Below are 22,398 nucleotides of genomic sequence, written 5' to 3' on the forward strand. Positions count from 1 at the left end.
GGTCGGAAAACAGAATACGCGGGAACGCCCCTTACGCTTACGGAATCAACGGCTCAACGACGAACTGGCTCAACGACGAACCGACACCCACGAAAACAGCAATAGCGCCCTTTTGATTCGGCTTTCAGCCACGGAAATTCCAGAGAGCTGTCATAACGTGCGTCACGAAGCAATGATGCGTGGAATACGTCATGGCATCCTGCTCGTGTGTTATGCGGTATGACCATATGTTCCTCCTTGCAGAGTTACTTCCGCATTCAGCTGATATGCGGTATTGATTTGTTGAACTCCAGAGGATGATGCATAATACAGATTGCAGTAAGTAGGATGCATGCATCCTCTGGAGAGGTGTTTCGTGGTTCGTTCGAGCGCTCCGTGGAGCGCCTCTTCATTATTTGGGAGTTGTTTGCGCTTCCCTCCTTGCTTTGGAGAACATGTCGTACAGCATCTGTTCGTAATCGGTCAGAGGATGATGCTGCTTGACACGTTTCCATGACTGGTACCGGCTGAAGCTATGAATCGCTGCTTGTCTGCTGACGTGGCACATCATCTCCACCTCCAGAGGAGATTGCGGATTGAACGGGAAGAGGGCGGCCGGTGGCGCAGCGAGGAAACCTGCAGCGAAATTTGCCTCTTTCTCGGCGAGCTCACTGTGTTCCTGATGTCCGAGCACAATGTGGGCGATTTCATGCAGGATGGTGAAATTTATGCGTTCATACGGCATCTCGTCGTTGTAATAGATGGTGCTATGCCCTTCGGAGTCAGTGATGTTGAATCCGTCGCTACTGGCGGCCATGTATTGGCGTCGCAGTTCCTCCGTGCCATGTGAGTAGGGGATTACATTGATTCCCCGTCGACGGGCGATCTCGAAGCCGCTTATTGGCAGATGCGTGATTTTCTGACACCACAGCAGAAGGGTCATGGTTTCCTTGATTTCTTCATAGCGCCATGATGGCAGTGTGGCACCGGTGTGTGACTCGTTCATTTTCCGTCCTCCGTATTCGAGGAAAACAGCGCTTCCAAAATGGCATGCTTTTGTTCCGGTGTGAGTCGGGACGCGTTGCGAGCCACGAGTGTGTAAGCTGAATCGAGATCATTCTGCTCCGATTCTCGGCCAAGTAGATAGTCTGACGTCGTATGGAGTGCTGTTGCGATATTTGATAGAACGTCGGCCTTCGGCTCCCGGTCGCCTGAGACATAGCGCGACATTGTGGCCTCCGTGGTGCCGATCAGTTCCGCCACCTTTTTCTGTGTTCGCCCCTGCTGCCTCATCAGCTTCAGCATCCTTTCGCCCAATTCTTTTGTCATGGTTCGCTCCTTCTATGCTTTTACCAAAAGTATAATGCATATTCCCAAAACGGCAAGTCTGCAATGTTCGTCGGCTGAGATTGCGTCCTCTCGGGTTTGGGGTGTCGATAGGCCTCTTGGTCTGCTGTCTGGGCGGCAGGCCACTGCGGGCGTGGGCCAACGAGGGGTTCGACCGTATACACCCTCTACGTCAGCCTCGCCCAACGCTACTTCGCCCTGTAACCGATGTGGCTGGCGAACGAATATCCCGCCATTCGTCCGCCTATCCTTCTGCCAGAGCTTCGTGATTCTTGTGGTCGACAAGCTGAATACGAATGGCATTGGTGCTGCTGTGCATGTGCTCAATCCGTCCTGGTCGGCTTCCAGGCAAGCAATTGTTGTGCCGCCTTCTTGTCCTTGAGGGCGATGGTAATGGACAGATTGAGATTGCTGAATAGCAGATGATCGTTGAGGGTTTCCGGATATTTGCAGTATGCCGTTCTGATCGCTTTGATCAGTTCGATGCTTTGGGTTCGTTCCACGAGCTCATCTGTTACTTCGCTGATTTTATCCAATTCCTCGGGGGTGGCGTTGTTCAGAAGATAGCGGATGGTGCCGTTCGTGTCTTGGACCAACGCTCCGGACAAATCATTCCAGTATTGGTCAAGCAGATATGAATCCTCCGGATGGATGTGATCGTATCGTGCCATAATCGCTTGTACGTTGTTGATGTCGAACATGCCGCATCTCCTCAGTTTTTCGTGCTTTCCTGTTTTTTAACCATAGGTGGCTGGGCTGGATCTCTGCGGGGAATACGGTATTGACAAGTCCGCCACGTTTGATGACGCCGACGCGTACGTTCCGCCATGTTCCCCATATGATGTGTCCGTCCGGGGCATTCTGATTACTTTTCAGTTTCATGACATGCTCGGCGGCCTTGGTGATGTCGTGTTCTCTCCAATGCTGAGGGAACCATGTTTGACGAGTGCCGCTTCGTTTGGGCTTGTAATGATGGTTCGGCACGTATCCGGCTCGGACTCCATTGGGATATGTGACGACGACATGGTATTCAATGCCGTACAAATCCATGATTTCCATTGATGTCTGACCGTGGCCGCCAGATCGGAGTCGCTTGGGCTGTCGATTGAGGGGTTTGCGGAAGCAGAACAGTGAGGATGGGGGCCTTGTCGTCTTGACATCCTCTACGCCAGCCTCGCCCAACGCTACTTCGCACTGTAGGGGCCTTTGCGTGCGGATGGAATCACGGTTTCGGATGGTGTAAAATGTATAGTGCGATTGGTGTAAAATGTATAACGAAAACGGTACAAAATGATAAATGAGGTGATTGTGTGACGCTTCGACCTGACTCGTACAGACCGCGTCTGTTGGACGACCAAGTGTCCAAGCTACTCGACGTGTTCGGCGCGGTGCAGATCGACGGCGCGAAATGGTGCGGGAAGACGTGGTGTGCGTTGTCGCACGCCGAGAGCGTCACCGGCCTTGACGATTACCGTGTTCGCCCCTTGGCCGAAGCCGATCCGACCATGCCGCTCATCGGTGAACAGCCGCATCTGATCGACGAATGGCAGACCGTGCCTGCAGTGCGCGACGCGGTCCGGCATGCCGTCGACCAGCAGTCCAACCGTCCCGGGCAATATTTGCTTACCGGTTCCAGCGCCCCGCCGCTCAGTCAGTACGAACACAGCGGTGCGGGAAGGATCGCGCATCTGCGCATGCGCCCCATGAGCCTCTACGAGCAGGGACTGTCCACCGGAGCGGTATCGCTGCGCAAACTGTTCGACGGTGAATTCACGCCATCCGCCACGCAGGTCTCGCTATCGCAGATCGCGGAATGGATATGCCGGGGAGGGTGGCCGGCGTCCCTCGACCGCGATCTCGAAAGCGCATTGTACGTTCCGCAACAGTATCTGGAAGCCGTCTGCGAGGACAATGCTCCCCGCATGGGCAAGAACCCCGCCCTGACGCGACGCATCATCATGTCGCTCGCCCGCAACAACGCCAAGGCCGCCACGATCAAGACGCTCAGCCGAGACCTCTACGCGGATGACGAGACCGCGGACACCGAACCTTCCCGCATCACCACCACCGGCTATGTGGATATGCTGATCCGCGAATTCCTCATCGAGGAACTACCCAGCTGGGATGCGCCGATCAAGGCGCGCAACCGTATGCGGGTCAAACCGAAACGATATTTCGTGGACCCCTCCCTCGCGGTCTCCGCGTTGGGCATCAACCCCATGCGGCTACTGTCCAACGGGCAGATATTCGGCGATGTGTTCGAAAACCTGGTCATACGGGACCTACTGGTGTACTCATCCGCATGGGTCGGTCTCGAACATCCCAAGGTCTCTTTCTACCGCGACGACAAGGGTCTGGAAGCCGACGCCATCATCGAACTCGAAGACGGCAGATGGGGCGCCGTGGAAATCAAACTCGGCGAAAACAAGACGCAGGAAGGCGTCGACTCGCTGCTGAAAGTGCGCAACACCGTCATGGCGAACCCGTACTCGCAGCAAAGGGAGCCATCGTTTCTCATGGTCATCGTCGGCAACGGCGTATATGCGCGAGCGACCAAAGAAGGCGTATACGTGGTTCCCGTCACCCTGCTGGGAGCCTGACCGTCGCCGCGGACGAACGCAACGATCCTGCGCGTTGTACGATGGATTTGATCGGACGACAATCGCCGCGACGCAGCGCATGAGGGAGACGGATATGGCCAACTTCTCGTTTCTGACAGGCCAGGACGACTACGCGATGTTCGCCGACGCGTGCCTCGAAGCCGAACGCGCGCTTTCGCTGTCGCCGACCATCAGCGCGCTTGCCGCCCGCCGCGCGTTCGAACTCGCCGTCAAATGGGTGTACGCCGCCGACGAGACCATCCGGCCGCCGTACAAGGACAACCTGCAATCCCTCGTCCACGAACCCACCTTCCGCAACGCGCTCTCCGACGACCACCTGTGGGAATCCCTGCAATACGTCATCAAGGCCGGCAACATGGCCGCCCACCGCAACGCGCAGCTCAAACCCGAAGACGCGATGTTCTCCCTGAACATCCTCTTCGCGTTCATCCAATGGATCGACTACAGCTACGGCCGCCGCTACGCCAAACGCACCTTCGACCCCAAACAGGTCCCCGCCGTCAGCCGCGCGCTCGCCGCCAAGGAACGCAAGACTCAGGAAGACGCCGCACGCAGGGAATACGAAGCGCAGATCGGAGAACAGACCGCCCGTATCGCCGCACTCGAACAACACATCCGCGACCTGAGCGACCAGCTCGCCGCACGCAAGGCCGAACAACCCGCAGTCGAACACGTCCCCGCTGACGAATTCGACGAATACCAGACCCGCACACGCTTCATCGACCTCGACCTGCAACTGGTCGGCTGGAACATGGAACGCGACGTCATCACCGAATACCCTGTCACCGGCATGGAAGACCACCCCGGCCAACAAGGACGCATCGACTACCTCCTCAACGGGCGCGACGGCAAGCCGCTCGCCATCATCGAAGCCAAACGCACCGCATACGATCCCGCCAAAGGACTCCAACAGGCACGCCTCTACGTCGACTGCCTCGAACGCAGGTTCGGCTACCGGCCGCTCATCTTCCTCACCAACGGCTACCGCACCTACTTCGTCGACGACGAGCACGGCTCCTACCGTCAGGTCGGCGAGATCTTCGCCCAGGATGACCTGCAGCGCATCATCGACCGCCGCCGCACCGCCATCGACCCATCCACCGTCCCCGTCAACCTCACCGTCGCCGGCGGCAACGGCCGCACCTACCAGCTCGAAGCCATTCAGGCCGTCTGCGACAACCTCAACCAAGGCCAACGCCGCAGCCTGCTCGTCATGGCCACCGGTACCGGCAAGACACGCGTCTCCGCCGCGCTCGCCGACGTGCTCATGCGCGCCGGACTCGTCAAGAACGTGCTGTTCCTCGCCGACCGGGTCGAACTCGTCGCGCAGGCGCACAGCGCATACGGCGAATACTTCCCCGACTGGTCGCTGTGCAACCTGTGCTCCAACAAGCACGATACGGACGCGCGCGTCGTGTTCTCCACCTATCAGACCATGATCAACGCCATCGACGCGGAAACCGGCACGGGCGGCAAGCCCGCGTTCTCCGCAGGCCACTTCGACCTCATCATCGTCGACGAGGCGCACCGGTCGATCTTCAGGAAATACCGGGTCATCTTCGACCACTTCGACGCGCTCATGGTCGGACTGACCGCCACCCCGCGCAACGACGTGGACCGCAACACCTACGACTTCTTCCATGTGCAGCACGGCGTACCCACCTACGTCTACGAGTACGCGCAGGCGCTCAAGGACAAGGTGCTCGTGCCATACGTCAACATCGAAGCCAAAACCAAATTCATGGACGAAGGCATCACCTACGACGACCTGTCCGACGAAGACAAGGAGCGCTACGAGGAGGACTTCGGCGGCGACGACGCAGGAGAGGACGGGGAAAACGGCGATCTGGACGATGCGGCGAACCTGCCCGCGCACATCGACGCCTCGGCGATCAACACCTACGTGATGAATCCAGCCACCGTGGACACCGTCCTGGAGGACCTGCACGACAACGGCATCAAGACCGACGGCGGCGAACGGCTCGGCAAAACCATCATCTTCGCAGCCAACCAGCGGCACGCGCGCTACATCGCCGAACGCTACGCGGCGCGCTATCCCAAGGAGTCGGCGCACGGCTTCATCAAAACCGTGCTGCACGGCGACGACTACGCGCACAGCGTCATCGCCGAATTCAAACGCAAGCCGCTGCCCGTCATCACCGTATCCGTCGACATGATGGACACCGGCGTCGACGTGCCCGACGTCGTCAACCTCGTGTTCTTCAAACCGGTGCGATCGAAAATCAAATTCTGGCAGATGATCGGCCGCGGCACCCGACTCAGCCCCGAACTCGACTGCGTGGACGGCATCGACGGCGAATACATCGGCAAACGCCGCTTCAAGATCTTCGACTACTGCGGCAACTTCGCGTTCTTCCGCGAACAGACGAACCCGGTCGAAGACAAGCTCGCCGCATCCGTCAGCGAACGCGTCTTCGCCCGCAAGGCCGAACTCGTGCGGGCCTTCCAATCCAGCGCGTTCACCGCCGACCCGCACGTCGTGCAATGGCGAAGCGATCTGGTCGCCGACCTCACCGGCCAGATCGGCTCATGGGACGCAACCAAGGCCGCGGTGCGGCTCAAACGCGAATTCGTGGAACGATACCGCGCGGCCGGTGCATTCGATTCCCTGACCGAACTGGACGTGCACGACCTCGTGCACGAACTGGCGCCATTGGCGCATTACGACGAGCCGGACGTGTACGCGCTACGGTTCGACGCGCTCATGTACGCGATGATGGTCTCCTGCGCGGGCGGCCGGCCGGCCGGGGCATGTGCGGCGAAGATACGGTCGATCGCCGTGCGCCTGAACGAGCGCATGACCATCCCGCAGGTGAGCGCGCAACGCGGACCGATCACCCGGATCGTGAACGACGGTGACCGTCTCGCCCATATGTCCGTCACCGAACTGGAACGGGTGCGCATCGCCTTGCGCGGTCTCGTGCGCTTCGTCGCGGACGCCGGCAGACGCCGCACCATCATCACCGACCTGACCGATCCGTTGGTCGAACGGGTCGAAGGCCAGCCGTTCGACATCGCCGAGCACTACGAGGACTACAAGCTCAAGGTCAACCGCTACGTCAACGAGCACAAGGACGACGGGACGATACGCAAGCTGCGGCGCAACGAGCCGCTGACCGCCGACGACTACAGTGAACTCGAACGCGTGCTCGTCGAACTGCTGGGCACGCAGGAGGAGTATCGCGCCGCATATGGCGACACGCCGTTCGGACTGCTGGTCAGGCGCATCGCCAAACTCGACCATGAGGCCGCGATGGAGGCGTTCTCCGGTTTCATCAACGCGCATACGCTCAATCAGGCGCAGATCGGCTTCCTGCACATGGTCATCGACTATATAGAACGCAACGGGTACCTGGATCCGGCGCAGCTCGCCAAACCGCCGTTCGACAGGCCGCGGCCGCTCTTCAGGCTGTTCGACTCCGCGCAGGCGATGGATCTGATTATGTGCATCCGCAAGGTGGAGTCCAACGCGCTGGCGCCCGGAGCCGCGTAGAGGGAGCCGCGTGCGCGCCAAGTGATTGCGCGCCCATACGGGAAGATACGCGACGGTGGGCGAGGTCGCGGCGCGGCTGTACGCGTCGAGCCGAAAGCGGGCGAAATGCGCCGCTCCGTCGCTTGAAGGCGGTAGGCTTGAATACTGTTTATGACAGTATTCGAAATGGAGAATAAGGTGAGCAACACTCTTGCAACCCTCCCGGTCATGGCCGACGACGCACCGGCCGCCGGATTCGCCGACCCGATCTTCAACAGGCTCCTCAAGGACCGCATCATCTGGATGGGTGAAGAGGTCAAGGACGACATGGCCAACCGCATCTGCGCGCAGATGCTCATGCTGGCGGCCGAGGACCCGAAGAAGGACATCTGGCTCTACATCAACTCGCCGGGCGGATCCATCACCGCCGGCATGGCCATCTACGACACCATGCAGCTCATCGAGCCGGACGTGGCGACCGTGGGCCTCGGCATGTGCGCCTCGATGGGCCAGTTCCTGCTGAGCTCCGGCACCAAGGGCAAGCGCTTCCTGACGTCGCACGCCCGCGTGCTCATGCACCAGCCGTCCGGCGGCATCGGCGGCACCACCACCGACGTGCGCATCAACGCCGAACTCATCATGGACATGAAGAAGACCATGAGCGAGCTGACCGCCGAACAGACCGGCCACACGGTCGAGGAGATCTACCGCGATAACGAGTACGACCATTGGTTCACCGCCACCGAGGCGCTGGAGTACGGTTTCGTGGACAAGATCATCACCACGCACGATTCGATGACGAAGGGAGAGTGACCAGCATGGCATCCGAGGAAGCGAAGTTCGCCGCGCGCGCCGACCGTCTGGCCGGTCCCGCGGGAGTCGTCGGCTTCATGCCGTCCGCGCGTCGTGAAGCCGCGTTCGCGCCGCAGAACCGTTATATCCTGCCGCAGTTCGAGGAGAAGACCCCGTACGGCTTCAAGAGGCAGGACCCGTACACGCGTCTGTTCGAGGACCGCATCATCTTCATGGGCGTGCAGGTGGACGACACCTCCGCCGACGACATCATGGCGCAGCTGCTCGTGCTCGAATCGCAGGATCCGAACCGCGACGTGATGATGTACATCAACTCGCCCGGCGGTTCGATGACCGCCATGACCGCCATCTACGACACGATGCAGTACATCAAGCCGGACGTGCAGACCGTGTGCCTCGGCCAGGCCGCCTCCGCCGCCGCGATCCTGCTCGCCGCCGGCACCAAGGGCAAGCGTCTCATGCTGCCGAACGCGCGCGTGCTCATCCACCAGCCGGCCATCGACCAGGGCTTCGGCAAGGCCACGGAGATCGAGATCCAGGCGCGTGAGATGCTGCGCATGCGCGAATGGCTTGAGAAGACGCTCGCCAAGCACACCGGCCAGTCCCAGGAGAAGATCGCCAAGGATATCGAGGTCGACACGTTCCTCACGGCCGCCGAGGCCAAGGACTACGGCATCGTCGACGAGGTGCTCGAACACCGCCAGTAGGCGTGGCGCGCTCCCTTTCCCGCCATACGGGAAAGGGAGCCTTTTGTTTGTTTTCCGGCGAAAAAGGACGGGCGGAACCCGCGCCGACACAGTGAAGGAGATGCGATGGGGCATGTGGTGAGCTACGACGACGACGTGCCGAAGTGCACGTTCTGCGGCAAGACCGAGCATCAGGTGCGCAAACTCGTCACCGGCCAAGGGGCTGCGATCTGCGACGAGTGCATCGAACTGTGCGTCGGCATCATCTCCGAGGAACGGCACAAGGACGCCGAGGTCAACGCGCTGCAACTGCCCAAGCCCGTGCAGATCAACGCGTATCTCGACAAGTACGTGGTCGGCCAGCAGACGGCCAAACGCGCCCTGTCCGTCGCCGTATACAACCATTACAAGCGCGTCAACATGGAGCTTGCGGAACGTGCCGGCGAACTCGACGAGACGCACGAGCGGGCGCGCGGGCGTCGTCGCGACCCGCTCGCCGACGTCGAGGTCGCCAAGTCGAACATCCTCCTATTGGGGCCCACGGGCGTCGGCAAAACGTATCTCGCGCAGACGCTCGCCCGCGTGATGAACGTGCCGTTCGTCATCACCGACGCGACCACGCTCACCGAAGCCGGCTATGTGGGCGATGACGTCGAGACCGTGCTGCAACGGCTCATCCAGGCGGCCGACGGCGACGTGTCCAAGGCGGAGCACGGCATCGTCTACATCGACGAGATCGACAAGATCGCGCGCAAGAGCGGCGAGAACACGTCTATCACGCGCGACGTGTCGGGCGAAGGCGTGCAGCAGGCGTTGCTCAAGATTCTTGAAGGAACTGTCGCAGCCGTCCCTGCCGAGGGAACACGCAAGCACCGCGACATGGAGACCGTGCAGATCGACACGCGAGGCATCCTGTTCATCTGCGGCGGCGCGTTCGTCGGTCTTACGGACATCATCAAGACGCGTCTCGGCGCGCGTGAAAGCGGTTTCGGCGCCGCATGGCACGACCATCAGGTGCCGGACGAGGAGCTGCTCGCGCAGGTGAGCGCCGACGACCTCGCCGAATTCGGCCTGCTTCCCGAGTTCATCGGCCGTCTGCCCGTCGTCAGCGTGCTCGACGAGCTTGGCGAGGACGATCTGGCGGCCATACTCACCAAACCGGGCAACGCGCTCGTCAAACAGTACATGAAGCTGTTCGCGGCGGATGGCGTCGATCTCGCGTTCACGCGCGAGGCCGTCCGCGCCATCGCCGCCACGGCGATACGGCAGGGGACGGGCGCGCGCGGACTGCGGTCCATCATCGAGCGCACGCTGCAGGACACGATGTTCCAGCTGCCGAGCATGCCGGACGTGACGCAGGTGATCGTCGACAAGGCGTCCGTCACCGGCGCGGGTGTGCCGAAGATGGTGCGTTCCAGCGAAAACGTGGACACGCAGGAGCTGCACCCGGTCGCGTCGCGCACGACAGGCAGACGACGTCGCGCCGCATAGTGCGACACGCCGACCTTGCGAATCTGCGGACGATGGGTAATATATGTCGAGTTGCCTGAGCAAGACAACATGCGCGAGTAGCCCAGCGGATTAGAGCAGCTGACTACGGATCAGCAGGTCGCAGGTTCGAATCCTGTCTCGCGCACCACCTCGGACCGCACGAGGTAAACCAGGCGGTATGCGCGAGTAGCCCAGCGGATTAGAGCAGCTGACTACGGATCAGCAGGTCGCAGGTTCGAATCCTGTCTCGCGCACTCGTCACGGGTGATACCGTGACACGATAACCGAAGATTCGGTATGCGCCGGTAGCCCAGCGGATTAGAGCAGCTGACTACGGATCAGCAGGTCGCAGGTTCGAATCCTGTCCGGCGCACCACCTCGGACCGCACGAGGTAAACCAGGCGGTATGCGCGAGTAGCCCAGCGGATTAGAGCAGCTGACTACGGATCAGCAGGTCGCAGGTTCGAATCCTGTCTCGCGCACGATAAAGCCCCTTTCACGTATGTGACAGGGGCTTTTCCAATATCAGCATCAGGCATCGGCACAGGGGAGGACGAATGACGAACGGCAACGATACACGCCGCAGGGGAGTGTGGGGCACGATCCGCCACGTTGCCGCGTCCGACCGCCTCGCCGGACTTATCATGCTCTCCTTCGCGTTCCTCGGCCTCATCCTCGCGAACCTACCGGCCACCGCCCATATGTTCGAAACCATCGCCGAAACGCACATCGCCGTGCCGCGCACCAACCTCGACCTGCCGGTCGGGCATTGGGCGCAGGACGGTCTGCTCACCATCTTCTTCCTCACCGTCGGTCTCGACTTGAAGCAGGAGCTCACCACCGGCTCGCTCGCCAATCCGAAGGCCGCCGCCGTGCCGATGCTATGCGCCGTGGGCGGCATGGTCACGCCTCCCATCCTGTTCACGGCCGTCACCGCGCTGCTCGCGCAATACGGTCCCGGACCGGCCGGTTCCCTCGTACTCACCACCACCGGCAGCGAGATCCCGTTCGCCGAGATGGCGCGCGGCTGGGCCGTACCCACCGCCACCGACATCGCGTTCTCGCTCGCCGTGCTCGCCATCTTCGCGCGTGCGTTGCCCGGCGCGATCCGCGCGTTCCTTATGACGCTCGCCACCGTCGACGACCTGCTCGCCATCATCCTCATCGCCGTGTTCTTCTCCGCGCTCAACGCATGGTACTGGTTCATCGGCATCGCCGCATGCGCCGTCGTCTGGTACGTGCTCGTGCGCATGAGGCGCGTGCCGTGGCCGCTCGTCGCCGTCGTCGGCATCCTCGCCTGGGTGATGATGTTCGAGGCGGGCGTGCACCCGACGCTCGCCGGCGTGCTCGTCGGCCTGCTCACCCCCGCGCGTGAGGTGCACGGCGAATCGACGCCCCGCGCCGACCGGTACGCGGGCAAACTCCAGCCGTTCTCCGCGCTGCTTGCCCTGCCCGTGTTCGCCCTGTTCGCCACCGGCGTGCACTTCGAATCGCTCACGCCCGCGCTCATGCTCTCGCCGATCGTCATCGCGCTGATCGTCGCGCTCGTCGTCGGCAAGCCGCTCGGCATCATGGCCACCGCATGGCTGTCCACGCACCTGTTCGGCCTGAAGATGGCGAAGGGGCTGCGCGTGCGCGACATGTTCCCCGCCGCATGCGCGTGCGGCATCGGCTTCACCGTCGCGTTCCTCATCGCCTCCCTCGCCTACGACAATCCGGAACTGTCCGCCGAGGCGCGCTTCGGCGTGCTCGTCGGCTCGCTCATCGCCGCCGCGATCTCCGGCGTGCTGCTGAGCCGCCAGTCGAAACGCTACGAACGCGAGGCTGCGTCGCGCGTCTGACATGCGGCCGTCGCGCGTTAGAATCATGCGGTATGAGCAATGACAACGACGCGGACGCGCCTCTCGGACAGACCTATCATCGCGGGCCGATCATCATGCGCGGGGACATGATTCCCGCCGACAACACCACCGCCAACCTGCTGCGCCCTGACGACGGCACCGGCTGGCTGCACATGGACCCGTGGCGCGTGCTGCGCATCCAATCCGAATTCGTCGACGGTTTCGGCGCGCTGGCCGAGCTGGGGCCCGCGGTCGCCGTGTTCGGCTCCGCGCGCACGCGTTCCGACGACCCCGCCTACGAGGCGGCGCGGCGCATGGGGGAGCGGCTCGCGAAGGCGGGCGTCGCCGTGATCACCGGGGGAGGACCCGGCATCATGGAGGCGGCGAACAAGGGAGCCGCGCTGGCCGGCGGCAAATCCGTGGGACTCGGCATCGAACTGCCCCACGAGCAGGGCATCAACGACTACGTGAACCTCGGCATGAGCTTCCGCTACTTCTTCGTGAGGAAACTCATGTTCGTGAAATACTCGTCCGGCATCATCGTCTGCCCGGGCGGGTTCGGCACGCTTGACGAGATGTTCGAGGTGTTGACCCTGGTGCAGACGCACAAGGTGGACGGCATGCCGGTCGTCCTGTACGGCAGGGACTATTGGCGGGGCCTGTTCGACTGGCTGGAGGGTCCCGTCAAGGAGCATGGCATGATCTCCGGCGTCGACCCCGCCTTGGTGACGATCACCGACGACGCGGACGAGGCGGTGCGCGTGGCGACGAGCGCGATTCCCGGCGTCACGCTCAGCTGAGACAGCATCCGGTACGGGAACGATTCCGGGATGATTGGATGCGGCCTCTTGTGTCTCCTTCCGGCGGGAGGTGGCGCAGGAAGTATGAGGGGGCGTTCTCTTTCTTGCCTCCCGCCGGCGGGAGGCGGCGCGTAGCGCCGGAGGGTGGTTGCGGGTCCGAGGTGACGTGGCGATGGGGGCCGAACCCGCATTCGCCCTTGTCGTTCCGTGTCGCCCGTCGTTGAAAGGGTGTCTGGTAGGGAAGGACGTGTCCGAGGATTCGCATGGCGTTGTGCGACGGGGGTCCAGACCGGCGACCGTGGGAACTCGATGTGGTGTTCCGGATTCCGGTTCCGGGCTCGCCGGTCGGGCGCAGTGGGCCGGAGCCGGCGGTTCCGCTTCGACGGGGAGCCGTCGTATCCGTCCCGGTAGGACGGCATGCGCCGATACCCGATATATGCCCCGATGCCGCCGAATCCCGGAGATCAATGGCTTCGTCCGGGATTGCTGAACGCCGGCTTCCTGCCGTTAGGCCTCGGGGGCGTGGCGGATTCGGGAGATGGGCGGCTCCGTCCGGGAGTTCTGACGCTGGGATGGGCGGCGGTGCGCCACGACGGCGTGCGGGGATCGTGTTGTGGCGCGGCGGTGCGCCACAACACGGTTGCGGGAGGCTGTTCGCGGGAGTTGTGGCGCGTTATGAGGGCCCGTCTGCTCCACGACTCGCGGTGGGAACGATACCGGCTTCTGTTGTGGAGCAGGCCCGCTCCACAACGGGAGCGGAACCCGGGATTGCGGGGAGTTGTGGCGCACTTTACGGGCCGGGAGCGCCGAAAACAGGGGTTTGCACGGGGGTTGTGGCGGTATGCCGCTCCACAACAGGCTCTCCGGCACGTGTTGTGGAGCAGTCCTGCCGGAGACATGGGGATGGGAAGCCGCGCGCCGCACGCGTCCGTCGCGCGCACCCTGAAAACGGCCGGCCCCACACCCGAAACGGCCGGCCCCACACCCGAAACGACCAGCTCACGCCCGAAACGACCAGCCCTACAGCGACGGACGCGTCGAATTCCAGCCCGCGACCACACTCCGTCACCACGGCGCCTCCAGCCGTGACTACCCTCCGACGCTACGCGTCCCCCCTCCCGTCAGCGGGAGAGGGGCGACAACCACAGGCGCACAATCTATACACACCATAATGCGCAGAGCCCGTAAACCGTATATACATGAGCAGCAGAATCGTCGCTCACTTGACGAGACCGGCCAATAGGGAAAGCGGCACGAGCGTGGGGTCGACTGGTTTGCCGTGCCTTCCTCTGATATCCTTCGGCAGGTCAGCCCATTTCCAGATGCGGAGTCGGTTGGACCAACGATCGCATTCGTCCGTCATTCGGGTCAGCCCCTCATGCCGACGTGTCGTATCCGACGATGCCAGGTCACAGTTTCGACGCGATGAGCAGGCCTGTGCCGGTGGGGGTGAGGACGCTGCGGAAACGGTCGTCCGATTCGACCGTGTCGAGCATGGCGCGCATCGCCGTGGCCTTCTCGCTGCGGTCGGCCGGGTCGAGCACGCCGCCCGAATTCATGCCGTCGTAGAAGGCGAGCATATCGGTGAACACGATGACGCCGTGGGCGCGCAGCAACCGCGGCGCCTGTTCGAACGACGCGGCGTAGTTGACCGCGTCGCCGGCCACGACGATCATGTCGTAGTCGCCCGCGTTGAGACGGGGAAGGAACACGCCGGCCTGCGCGTTCACCGCGCGCAGCTTCGTCGCCGTGGAATCCTGCACCACGTCGAACGCCTTGCGGATCACGCTGATGCCCTTCGCCGAGGAATCCACGGCGGTGAGCTGGCCCGTGCCGTCAAGGCCGCGCACCAGCTCCAACGTCTCCATCACCGAACCGGTGCCCACCACGATCACGGATTTCGCGCCGGTCAGATGAGCCAGCATGGACAGGACCTCCGCCTGCGCGGCCGAACCCTGAACCATGCCCGCCTTCTCGGTGGCGGCACGGATCTGGGCCATCGCCGGCGTCTGCCGGGAAAGCGCGTGGTCCTCCACGAACCCCCATGCCTGTGCGAGATTCGTGTACTGCATCCTATCCATGAGCCTGTCCTTTATCATCCTCTGAAAGTCATCATGCGAATCGGTCGTCGCGACCGCTTCGCAATCATGTGCCGACGGTCAGCGTTCGCGCACTTTGGCGACGATCTGCCACATCTCCTCGCCGACGTCGATGCCGCGCGGGCATTGGCGCGTGCAGGCGCGCACCGACTGGCACGCGGCCACGCCGTCCGCCGTGTCGATCGCGTCGAGACGATCCATCGTGATCGTGTCGCGCGAATCGTTGACGAAACGGCTCGCCCAGATGAGTGCCGCCGGGCCGATGAACGCGTCGCCGCCGGCGAACACGGGGCAGGAGCCTTCGCACACGCCGCAGGCGATGCAGTTGCTCAGTTGCTCGTATTTCGCGAGTTCGTCCGGATGCTGCAGGTACTCGAACACGTCCACCTTGCCTTCACGCGTGGTGGCGAGTACGCCGTCCGCCTCCAGATACGGCTTGAGCTTCCTGATCTGGTCGAGCATCGGGTCGATGTCGGCGATGAGGTCACGTTCGACGGGGAAACCCGGCAGCGGTCCGAGTTCGATGACGCCGAGGCTTCCGGTAGCGGGAAGAACGGTCTCGTCCGTCCCGGACTCATCCGCCGAGTCGTCCCCGGTGCGGCGGAACCCGTCGTCGGCCGCGGGCACGCCGCTTTCCGTCTTCACCCAGTCCTTGAGCGTGGCCGTGCATAGCAGGTTCGGCGTACCGTTGATCGCCACCGCGTCCGAGCCGCACATGCCGTGGCCGCACGAGTAGCGGAAGGCGAGCGTCGGGTCGACGGTGCGTTTGATCGTCAGCAGGCAGTCGAGCACCGTGTCCTCGGGGCGTGCGGGAATCGTGTACTCCTGCACCCATTGGCGGCCGCGCGGGCGACGTCGTGCAGGCGCCTCCGACTTGCCGCCGAACGGCGAGCTTTTGCGCGTGCGGGCGAACGGGCTGCCGCCGCGGCCGCGATCCCGTTCGCGTTCGGGACGCGGCGTGAAACGGTTCACCTTCAGCGTCACCGTCGTCACGGTCGAATTCGTCATGCGCGCGCCTCCTGAATCGGTCTCAAAACAACTCTCCATTGTGACATAAGGCGTGCCCGGACGGGCCGTCATGGTGTGACGGCCCGTCCGGGCCACACGGGCCGGGACTCAGTACTCGCGCTTCTTCGGCGGGATGTCGACGATGTGCACCGGCTGCCATGCGACGCGGCCCGTCGCGTCGGTCATCGAATGGGCGAGGAACCGTTCGTCGTCGCGCTCCGGGAAATCGTTGCGTTTGAGCGATCCGCGCGATTCGTGGCGCGCGTCCGAAGCGGCGAGCACGACGCGCGCCAGCGTGACGAGATGACGCACCTCCCAGATCGCGGTGACCTCCTGGTTGAACGCGGGGGTCTTGTCGTGCGTGGCCAGCGCCTCGGCACGGGGGATGAGTTCCTCATTGATGGTGCGCAGCGCGGTTTCCAGGCTCGCCGCGTCGCAGCGGACGGCGGCGGCACGCTCCATCACCCGGCCGAGGTCGGCCATGAGCCGGTACGGGTTGTCGTCGGAGACCGCGTCGGGGCGATCGTCGGAATCGTCGTCGGCTGTGGCGTCCTCGACGGCCGCGCGCGGCGTCAGCAGACCCTTCAGCTCGTCTTCGCGCGTCGCTGCCGCCTTTTCGGCGGACTCGGCGATTGCGGCGTCCTCCTCCTGCACGTCCGGGTCGTCCATGGCCATTGGATCGTCGACCGGATGCGCGGCGACGCGCGCCGCCAACGCGCGGCCCGCACGCGTGCCGAACAGGCACGCGTCGAGCAGCGAGTTGCCGCCGAGACGGTTCGCGCCGTGCACGGACACGCACGAGCACTCGCCGGCCGCGAACAGGCCGTCGACCACGTCGCGCGTTCCGACCGTGGCCGTGGCGCCGCCGTCCACGTCGCGCCAACGGTAGACCTCGCCGTCCGTCGTGATCGGGATGCCGCCCATCGTGTAGTGGGCGGTCGGCTTGACCGGCACATAGTCCTTCGACGGGTCGATGTCCGCGTACTTCTCGATGGTCTCGACCACCTGCGGCAGCACGGCGCGCATATGATTCGGGTCGATGCCCGTCATGTCCAGCCACACGCAGTCCTTGGGGCCGTCCGGATCCTTCGGGTCGGCGATGCCGCGTCCCGCGTCCACTTCCGCCATGATGGAACGGGAGACCACGTCGCGCGCCGCCAGATCGGCGTGCCCGGGCGCGTAGCGTTCCATGAACGCCTCGCCGTCCGCGTTGCGCAGCACGCCGCCCTCCGCGCGCGCCGCCTCGGACAGGAGGATACCCGTATGCGCGAGACCGGTCGGATGGAACTGCACGAACTCCGCGTCCTCCAGCTGCAATCCCGCGCCGAGCGTCAACGCCATGCCGTCGCCGGTCAGATCCCACGAGTTCGACGTGGTGTGGAACAGGCGTCCCGCGCCGCCCGTGGCGAACAGCACGTTGCGCGCCTTGACCGCATGGACCTTGCCCGCATGCGTGTCGAAGGCGACGACGCCGGCGGCCTTCGAACCGTCGTCCGTCAGCACGAGATCGGTCACATACCATTCCTCGGCGAACGAGACGCCGGCGGCCACGCACTGCTGCCACAGGGCGTGCAGGATCTGGTGGCCGATGCGGTCGGCAGCGTAGGCGGCGCGCTTGACCGGGGCTCCGCCGAATTCACGCGTGTGCCCGCCGAAACGACGCTGCGCGATATGACCGTCGTCGGTGCGGGAGAAGGCGACGCCGCCGCGTTCGAGGTTGATGACCGTCTCGGGAGCGTATTCGGCGAGCAATTGCGCCGCATCCTGATCGACCAGCCAGTCGCCGCCCTTGACGGTGTCGTAGTAGTGCCAGTGCCAGTCATCGGCTTCGATGTTGCCGAGCGAGGCGGCGATGCCGCCCTCCGCCGATCCGGTGTGTGAGCGCAACGGCTGCAGCTTCGAGATCACCAGGATCTTCGGATCGATCCCATCGTCCTTCATCCGGGCGATCTCAGGGGAGCGGAGCAACCCCAGCGCGGCGGACAGACCGGCGGCGCCCGCGCCGACGATCACCGCATCATACATTTCTTCCAACTGCTTCGGACTCATATCATCCCATTGTTCCATAAGGGCTGACTTAGATTCGCCGTAATGTCAAGGACCTTGACGAATGGTGGATAACCGGTTCTTCATCCACACGTAATCCACAACACGCCCGGAGACGGGGGCTCCGACCACATTCCCCGCACGGGTGGCCGCGTCGGAGAGCCGACGGGCACAGTGGATGCATGGATACCACAGCATTGCAGATGGCGCCGCCGGAGGCCCTGACGTCCGGTCTTCCCGTCCTCGACCCGATCGACGAGATCGTCGAGAGGTTCAAGGACGGCACGCTCGCGACCCGCGCCCTGGGCGCGCTCGGCGAGGACTATGCCGCCGCATGGCTTGCGGAATGCGGGTGGACGGTCATCGACCGCAACTGGCGCTCCCGTTACGGCGAGCTCGACGTCGTCGCACTGTCGCCGGAGCGTCGGATCGTGTTCGTGGAGGTGAAGACACGGCGGAACATGAAGCACGGACTGCCCCAGGAGGCCGTCACCTACACGAAGCAGGCGAACCTGCGACGGGCGGGCGTGCAATGGCTGCTCGAACCGGAGCATAGGATCGGGCATACGGGCGTGCGCTTCGACGTGGTCACCGTGGTCGTGCGCGACGGCCGACCGCTCATCCACCATATTCCGGGGGCGTTCTGATGGCCGTCGGCAACGCCCTGTCCGTCGGACTGATCGGATTGAAGGCGTTCACCATCACCATGCAGGCGTTCATCAGCCCGGGCCTGCCGTACTTCTCGATCATCGGACTGCCGGACGCGTCCCTGTCCGAAGCGCGCGAACGCGTCAAATCCGCCTGCCAGGCGACCGGATTCCATTGGCCGGAGACACGCGTGACCGTGAACCTGAGCCCGGCGAGCATGCCGAAACGCGGTTCGTCGCATGACCTTGCCATCGCGGCCGCCGTGCTCGGCGCGTCCGGTGCGATTCCGCACGAGTGCCTCATCGACTCCATCGTCATGGGGGAGGTGAACCTCGACGGCACGGTGCTGCCCATCAACGGCGTGCTGCCCATCCTCCTGCACGCGCGTGAACGCGGTATCGGACAGGTGATCCTGCCGTCCGGCAATCTCGAGGAGGCGCATCTCATCGACGGGGTGGACGTGATCGGCGTGCGGCACGTGGGCGAGCTCATCGAACTCATGGGAGGCACGGCGAAATACCGGTTGCCGGACGAGATCGTGGCCGTCGGCGGGAACGAATCGTCGAGGGCGGGCCGGGACGGCGAACCGTTCGCACTGCCGCGGGCCGGTGACATGAGCGAGGTGGTCGGGCAGGAGCAGGCGAAATGGGCGTTGGAGGTGGCGGCCGCCGGAGGGCACCACATGATCATGATCGGGCCTCCCGGCTCCGGCAAGACGATGCTCGCCTCGCGCATGCCCGGCATCATGTGCCCGCTGACTGACTCCGAACAGTTGGAGGTCGCGTCCATACGCTCCCTGTGCGGCACGTTGTCCGCATACGGCATCAGCGACGTCCCGCCGTTCGAGGCGCCGCACCACACGTCCTCCACGGCGTCGCTGGTGGGCGGCGGCAGAGGGCTCGCCGAACCCGGCGCGATTACGCGCGCCCACCGTGGCGTCCTGTTCATGGACGAGGCGCCGGAGTTCTCGGCCCGCGCATTGCAGACGCTGAGGGAGCCTCTGGAATCCGGATACGTGGCGTTGTCGCGTTCCAAAGGCACCGCCTACTATCCGGCCGCGTTCCAGCTCGTCATGGCGGCGAACGGCTGCCCGTGCGGCATGAGCTACGGCACGGGGGAACGGTGCGTGTGCACGCACAAGGAACGGCAACGCTATTTCGGGCGCCTGTCCGGTCCGATTCTCGACCGCATCGACATCCAGGTGGAGGTGCCGCCGGTGCCGCGCATCATCGGCGGGGAACGGGCGGCATGCGGGCCGACCAGCGCCGAAATGCGCGGCCGCGTCATCCGGGCGCGCCGCGCCGCCGCCGAACGCTACCGGGCGTACGGATGGACATGCAACGCGCAGGCCTCCGGAACGTGGATGCGCGAACACATCTCCACGTACGCGCTCGAACCGGTCAACCGCGCATTGGAGACGCAGCGGCTGAGCCTCAGAGGCGCGGACCGAGCACTGCGTCTCGCATGGACGCTCGCCGACCTCGCCGGCGAGACATCGCCCGGACGCGAGGAGACGCTGCAGGGCATCGCCCTGCGCACACGACTGATATGACGCGGCTTCGAACCGCGGGAACGGAGGACGGTATGGACGCCGCCGGAACGACGACACTCACGGAAGGACACGACCATGGATGCGCCACAATCATCCACGACACGACTCACGACGCGACGATACCCGCCTCCCGACCGGGAGACGCTGGCACGTGCCACGCTCACCTACTGCCTCGACGGGGCGGATGCGATCATGGTCGCGGCGCTCAAAGGAGCGGGCAGCGGGACGGAGACGCTCAGGCTCATCATCGAATCGCGACCCGGCAACGGCGGCGCGACGGCGGGAACGGCGAGGAGGGAACTCGACCACAAGTTCGCCGCCGGCCTGGCCAAATGGGGTGGTAGGGTCACGCCCCAAGCCATGAAGGCGTTCCACAAGACGCTCGCCGGATGGCATGCCCGTCTCGCCACCCTCCCCACGCTCGACTGGGAGAGTCTCGTCGACTGGTTCACGATGGACGGCGAGCAGTGGATCATCAGCCCGACCAGCCCGTGCTGGCCGCACCAGCTGCAGGATCTCTCCACGCGGCGCAACTGGGCGTCCCCCTTATGCCTGTGGGGCATCGGCGACATGCGCGCGCTCACCAGCTGCGCGAAACCCGTCGCCGTCGTCGGATCACGCGGAGCCACCGACTACGGGCGTCGCGTGGCGCGCGAGGTGGCGATGCGCGCCGCCGCCTCCGGGCATCTCGTCGTCTCCGGGGGAGCGTTGGGATCGGATGCCGCAGCCCATTGGGGTGCGCTCGCCGCCATGGACGAACGGGCGTGGCGCGACGGTGCCGGCGCCGATACCGGGGAATCGGAAGGCGACGCATGCGGGGTCGAAGGCGTGGGACGTACCGTGGCCGTGTTCGCCGGAGGGCTCAACCACATCGGCCCCTCCACGAATCTGCTCCTGTTCGAGCGGATGGTCGAACAGGGCGGGTCGCTCATCAGCGAACTATGCCCGGGCACCATTCCCGAGGCGCGACGGTTCCTGCTGCGTAACCGGATCATCGCCGCGCTCGCCTCCACCACCGTCGTCGTGCAGGCACGTCTCAGATCGGGGGCGTTGAGCACCGCCAACTGGGCGAACGATCTCAACCGGGAGGTGATCGCCGTTCCCGGCCCCATCACCATGCCGCACAACGCCGGATGCAACCGGCTCATCGCCGACCATCAGGCCATGCTGCTCGTCTCCGTCGAGGAGATTGACGAGCTGCTCCATCCCGCGCACAGGCCGGAGCTGGATTCCGGAGCCGAAACCGGAACGGAAACCAGGTTTGGCGGGGCGGTGGGCGATGACGGACCCGAGTCCGACGATGCGCTGACCGATTTCCAACAGGCAGTGCTGACCGCCATCCGTTCATGCCGGCGACGGCACATGCCCGCCACATGGGATGCGCTGCTGGCACGACTGCGCGAAGACGACCCGGATGTCGACATGCCCCGGCTGCTCGCCGAACTGGGTGAACTGGAGACGCGCGGAATCGTCCGCTACGAGCAGGGGGAGGCGAGCATCATCAGCGGGACGGAACGACAATCGGAACGGGACGACGAATGACGCCGGTCGTCTATTCGTGCCACTGGCAGCGATCGAGATCGACACGCCAACCCGGATCTCCAGCCGGCCTCGCCGTCGGCGGGACGAACACGACACCCTCCCGCTCGAGCAGGTCACGCTGTTCGTCCGGACCGCCGAACGCGAAGCCGGGCGCAAGCGAGCCGTCACGGAACACGACGCGATGGCAGGGAATCACACCCGGCTCCGGATTGGCATGCAACGCGTAGCCGACCATGCGCGCGTTGCGCGGCGCGCCCGCCAACGCCGCCACCTGACCATACGTGGCGACCATGCCGCAGGGAATCCGGCGCACCACCGCGTACACGCGCTCATTGAACGAAGGAGAGGAACCCATGCTCCCAGTCTACGCGCGCGCATCCGGCGGTCGTCATCCGACGGACGACGACCGCGTCGCCGCCGGCACGCTTCCGG

At 64.1% G+C, this 22,398-nt stretch carries 18 protein-coding genes, 4 tRNA genes and 1 pseudogene; 15 read left to right on the top strand and 8 right to left on the bottom strand.

Features of this window, described 5'->3' with window-relative positions; translation table 11 throughout:
- A partial coding sequence (locus tag AC1AYR_RS10190; RefSeq protein WP_476555171.1) for a hypothetical protein occupies window positions 1–223 on the top strand: 223 nt, incomplete at its 5' end.
- Between the two features lie 168 nt (window positions 224–391).
- Here AC1AYR_RS10190 and AC1AYR_RS10195 read toward each other — a convergent pair.
- From AC1AYR_RS10195 to AC1AYR_RS10210, 4 genes are all read right to left on the bottom strand, one after another.
- Window positions 392–985 carry an ImmA/IrrE family metallo-endopeptidase gene (locus tag AC1AYR_RS10195; protein ID WP_084686251.1) on the bottom strand — a complete coding sequence of 198 codons (594 nt, stop codon included), beginning with the start codon at window positions 983–985 and terminating at the stop codon, window positions 392–394.
- Window positions 982–1,308, bottom strand: a complete 327-nt coding sequence (locus tag AC1AYR_RS10200; protein ID WP_034529989.1) for a helix-turn-helix domain-containing protein — start codon at window positions 1,306–1,308, stop codon at window positions 982–984. Before AC1AYR_RS10200 ends, AC1AYR_RS10195 begins: the two co-directional genes overlap by 4 nt.
- 341 nt (window positions 1,309–1,649) lie before the next feature.
- Entirely contained in the window at window positions 1,650–2,027 is a 378-nt protein-coding gene (locus AC1AYR_RS10205; RefSeq protein WP_034529988.1) for a hypothetical protein, read from the bottom strand.
- Window positions 1,951–2,385 carry an EndoU domain-containing protein gene (locus AC1AYR_RS10210; RefSeq protein ID WP_084686249.1) on the bottom strand — a complete coding sequence of 145 codons (435 nt, stop codon included), beginning with the start codon at window positions 2,383–2,385 and terminating at the stop codon, window positions 1,951–1,953. Before AC1AYR_RS10210 ends, AC1AYR_RS10205 begins: the two co-directional genes overlap by 77 nt.
- A gap of 251 nt (window positions 2,386–2,636) precedes the next feature.
- Here AC1AYR_RS10210 and AC1AYR_RS10215 point away from each other — a divergent pair, with 251 nt between their 5' ends.
- The 11 genes and pseudogenes from AC1AYR_RS10215 to AC1AYR_RS10265 all read left to right on the top strand — a co-directional run bounded on the left by AC1AYR_RS10215 (window position 2,637) and on the right by AC1AYR_RS10265 (window position 13,071).
- On the top strand, window positions 2,637–3,926 hold the full coding sequence (locus tag AC1AYR_RS10215) for an ATP-binding protein (protein ID WP_034529987.1): 1,290 nt from the start codon (window positions 2,637–2,639) through the stop codon (window positions 3,924–3,926).
- 94 nt (window positions 3,927–4,020) lie between these two features.
- On the top strand, window positions 4,021–7,461 hold the full coding sequence (locus AC1AYR_RS10220; RefSeq protein ID WP_034529986.1) for a DEAD/DEAH box helicase family protein: 3,441 nt from the start codon (window positions 4,021–4,023) through the stop codon (window positions 7,459–7,461).
- Between the two features lie 177 nt (window positions 7,462–7,638).
- Window positions 7,639–8,253: an ATP-dependent Clp protease proteolytic subunit gene (locus AC1AYR_RS10225; protein WP_101623121.1), complete on the top strand. Its 615-nt coding sequence runs from the start codon at window positions 7,639–7,641 to the stop codon at window positions 8,251–8,253.
- A 5-nt stretch (window positions 8,254–8,258) separates the two neighbouring features.
- Window positions 8,259–8,960: an ATP-dependent Clp protease proteolytic subunit gene (locus AC1AYR_RS10230; protein ID WP_034529984.1), complete on the top strand. Its 702-nt coding sequence runs from the start codon at window positions 8,259–8,261 to the stop codon at window positions 8,958–8,960.
- Between the two features lie 105 nt (window positions 8,961–9,065).
- Complete coding sequence (gene clpX / locus AC1AYR_RS10235) at window positions 9,066–10,430, top strand: ATP-dependent Clp protease ATP-binding subunit ClpX (protein WP_034529983.1); 1,365 nt, start codon at window positions 9,066–9,068, stop codon at window positions 10,428–10,430.
- A 71-nt stretch (window positions 10,431–10,501) separates the two neighbouring features.
- Window positions 10,502–10,578, top strand: a tRNA-Arg gene (locus AC1AYR_RS10240).
- 32 nt (window positions 10,579–10,610) lie between these two features.
- A tRNA-Arg gene (locus tag AC1AYR_RS10245) sits at window positions 10,611–10,684 on the top strand.
- A gap of 45 nt (window positions 10,685–10,729) precedes the next feature.
- Window positions 10,730–10,806: transfer RNA gene (locus AC1AYR_RS10250), tRNA-Arg, on the top strand.
- Window positions 10,807–10,838: 32 nt separating this feature from the next.
- A tRNA-Arg gene (locus AC1AYR_RS10255) sits at window positions 10,839–10,912 on the top strand.
- A gap of 75 nt (window positions 10,913–10,987) precedes the next feature.
- Window positions 10,988–12,262, top strand: a pseudogene (locus AC1AYR_RS10260) (Na+/H+ antiporter NhaA); the annotation flags it as partial.
- A 41-nt stretch (window positions 12,263–12,303) separates the two neighbouring features.
- Window positions 12,304–13,071: an LOG family protein gene (locus AC1AYR_RS10265; protein WP_476512560.1), complete on the top strand. Its 768-nt coding sequence runs from the start codon at window positions 12,304–12,306 to the stop codon at window positions 13,069–13,071.
- A gap of 1,409 nt (window positions 13,072–14,480) precedes the next feature.
- Here the strand turns inward: AC1AYR_RS10265 and AC1AYR_RS10270 are convergent.
- The 3 genes from AC1AYR_RS10270 to AC1AYR_RS10280 form a co-directional block, all read right to left on the bottom strand.
- The gene (locus AC1AYR_RS10270) at window positions 14,481–15,152 is read right to left on the bottom strand and encodes an O-methyltransferase (RefSeq protein WP_476512559.1); all 672 of its coding nucleotides are present in this window, start codon (window positions 15,150–15,152) and stop codon (window positions 14,481–14,483) included.
- A 78-nt stretch (window positions 15,153–15,230) separates the two neighbouring features.
- Entirely contained in the window at window positions 15,231–16,178 is a 948-nt protein-coding gene (locus AC1AYR_RS10275) for a succinate dehydrogenase/fumarate reductase iron-sulfur subunit (protein WP_476512558.1), read from the bottom strand.
- 108 nt (window positions 16,179–16,286) lie between these two features.
- On the bottom strand, window positions 16,287–18,227 hold the full coding sequence (locus tag AC1AYR_RS10280; protein ID WP_476512557.1) for an FAD-binding protein: 1,941 nt from the start codon (window positions 18,225–18,227) through the stop codon (window positions 16,287–16,289).
- 179 nt (window positions 18,228–18,406) lie between these two features.
- On the opposite strand from AC1AYR_RS10280, the gene AC1AYR_RS10285 reads away from it, so the two are divergent.
- From AC1AYR_RS10285 to AC1AYR_RS10295, 3 genes are all read left to right on the top strand, one after another.
- Complete coding sequence (locus AC1AYR_RS10285) at window positions 18,407–18,871, top strand: YraN family protein (protein ID WP_476512556.1); 465 nt, start codon at window positions 18,407–18,409, stop codon at window positions 18,869–18,871.
- Window positions 18,871–20,424 (top strand): YifB family Mg chelatase-like AAA ATPase, encoded by a 1,554-nt coding sequence (locus AC1AYR_RS10290; protein ID WP_476512555.1) that lies wholly within the window; start codon window positions 18,871–18,873, stop codon window positions 20,422–20,424. Before AC1AYR_RS10285 ends, AC1AYR_RS10290 begins: the two co-directional genes overlap by 1 nt.
- Window positions 20,425–20,499: 75 nt before the next feature.
- Complete coding sequence (locus AC1AYR_RS10295; protein ID WP_476512554.1) at window positions 20,500–21,966, top strand: DNA-processing protein DprA; 1,467 nt, start codon at window positions 20,500–20,502, stop codon at window positions 21,964–21,966.
- A gap of 10 nt (window positions 21,967–21,976) precedes the next feature.
- On the opposite strand, the gene AC1AYR_RS10300 is transcribed toward AC1AYR_RS10295, so the two are convergent.
- Window positions 21,977–22,321, bottom strand: a complete 345-nt coding sequence (locus tag AC1AYR_RS10300; RefSeq protein ID WP_476512553.1) for an MGMT family protein — start codon at window positions 22,319–22,321, stop codon at window positions 21,977–21,979.
- Window positions 22,322–22,398: the final 77 nt, after the last annotated feature.

Source organism: Bifidobacterium sp. LH_417 (genome assembly GCF_056357035.1).

What these genes read in the sequence shown, in the direction of transcription:
- AC1AYR_RS10195 (WP_084686251.1), bottom strand. Translation starts at nt 985, where the DNA reads ATGAACGAGTCACACACCGGTGCCACACTGCCATCATGGCGCTATGAA.
- AC1AYR_RS10220 (WP_034529986.1), top strand. Translation starts at nt 4,021, where the DNA reads ATGGCCAACTTCTCGTTTCTGACAGGCCAGGACGACTACGCGATGTTC.
- AC1AYR_RS10205 (WP_034529988.1), bottom strand. Translation starts at nt 2,027, where the DNA reads ATGTTCGACATCAACAACGTACAAGCGATTATGGCACGATACGATCAC.
- AC1AYR_RS10265 (WP_476512560.1), top strand. Translation starts at nt 12,304, where the DNA reads ATGAGCAATGACAACGACGCGGACGCGCCTCTCGGACAGACCTATCAT.
- AC1AYR_RS10270 (WP_476512559.1), bottom strand. Translation starts at nt 15,152, where the DNA reads ATGGATAGGATGCAGTACACGAATCTCGCACAGGCATGGGGGTTCGTG.
- clpX (WP_034529983.1), top strand. Translation starts at nt 9,066, where the DNA reads ATGGGGCATGTGGTGAGCTACGACGACGACGTGCCGAAGTGCACGTTC.
- AC1AYR_RS10230 (WP_034529984.1), top strand. Translation starts at nt 8,259, where the DNA reads ATGGCATCCGAGGAAGCGAAGTTCGCCGCGCGCGCCGACCGTCTGGCC.
- AC1AYR_RS10200 (WP_034529989.1), bottom strand. Translation starts at nt 1,308, where the DNA reads ATGACAAAAGAATTGGGCGAAAGGATGCTGAAGCTGATGAGGCAGCAG.
- AC1AYR_RS10285 (WP_476512556.1), top strand. Translation starts at nt 18,407, where the DNA reads ATGGATACCACAGCATTGCAGATGGCGCCGCCGGAGGCCCTGACGTCC.
- AC1AYR_RS10210 (WP_084686249.1), bottom strand. Translation starts at nt 2,385, where the DNA reads ATGGAAATCATGGATTTGTACGGCATTGAATACCATGTCGTCGTCACA.
- AC1AYR_RS10300 (WP_476512553.1), bottom strand. Translation starts at nt 22,321, where the DNA reads ATGGGTTCCTCTCCTTCGTTCAATGAGCGCGTGTACGCGGTGGTGCGC.
- AC1AYR_RS10290 (WP_476512555.1), top strand. Translation starts at nt 18,871, where the DNA reads ATGGCCGTCGGCAACGCCCTGTCCGTCGGACTGATCGGATTGAAGGCG.
- AC1AYR_RS10275 (WP_476512558.1), bottom strand. Translation starts at nt 16,178, where the DNA reads ATGACGAATTCGACCGTGACGACGGTGACGCTGAAGGTGAACCGTTTC.
- AC1AYR_RS10280 (WP_476512557.1), bottom strand. Translation starts at nt 18,227, where the DNA reads ATGAGTCCGAAGCAGTTGGAAGAAATGTATGATGCGGTGATCGTCGGC.
- AC1AYR_RS10295 (WP_476512554.1), top strand. Translation starts at nt 20,500, where the DNA reads ATGGATGCGCCACAATCATCCACGACACGACTCACGACGCGACGATAC.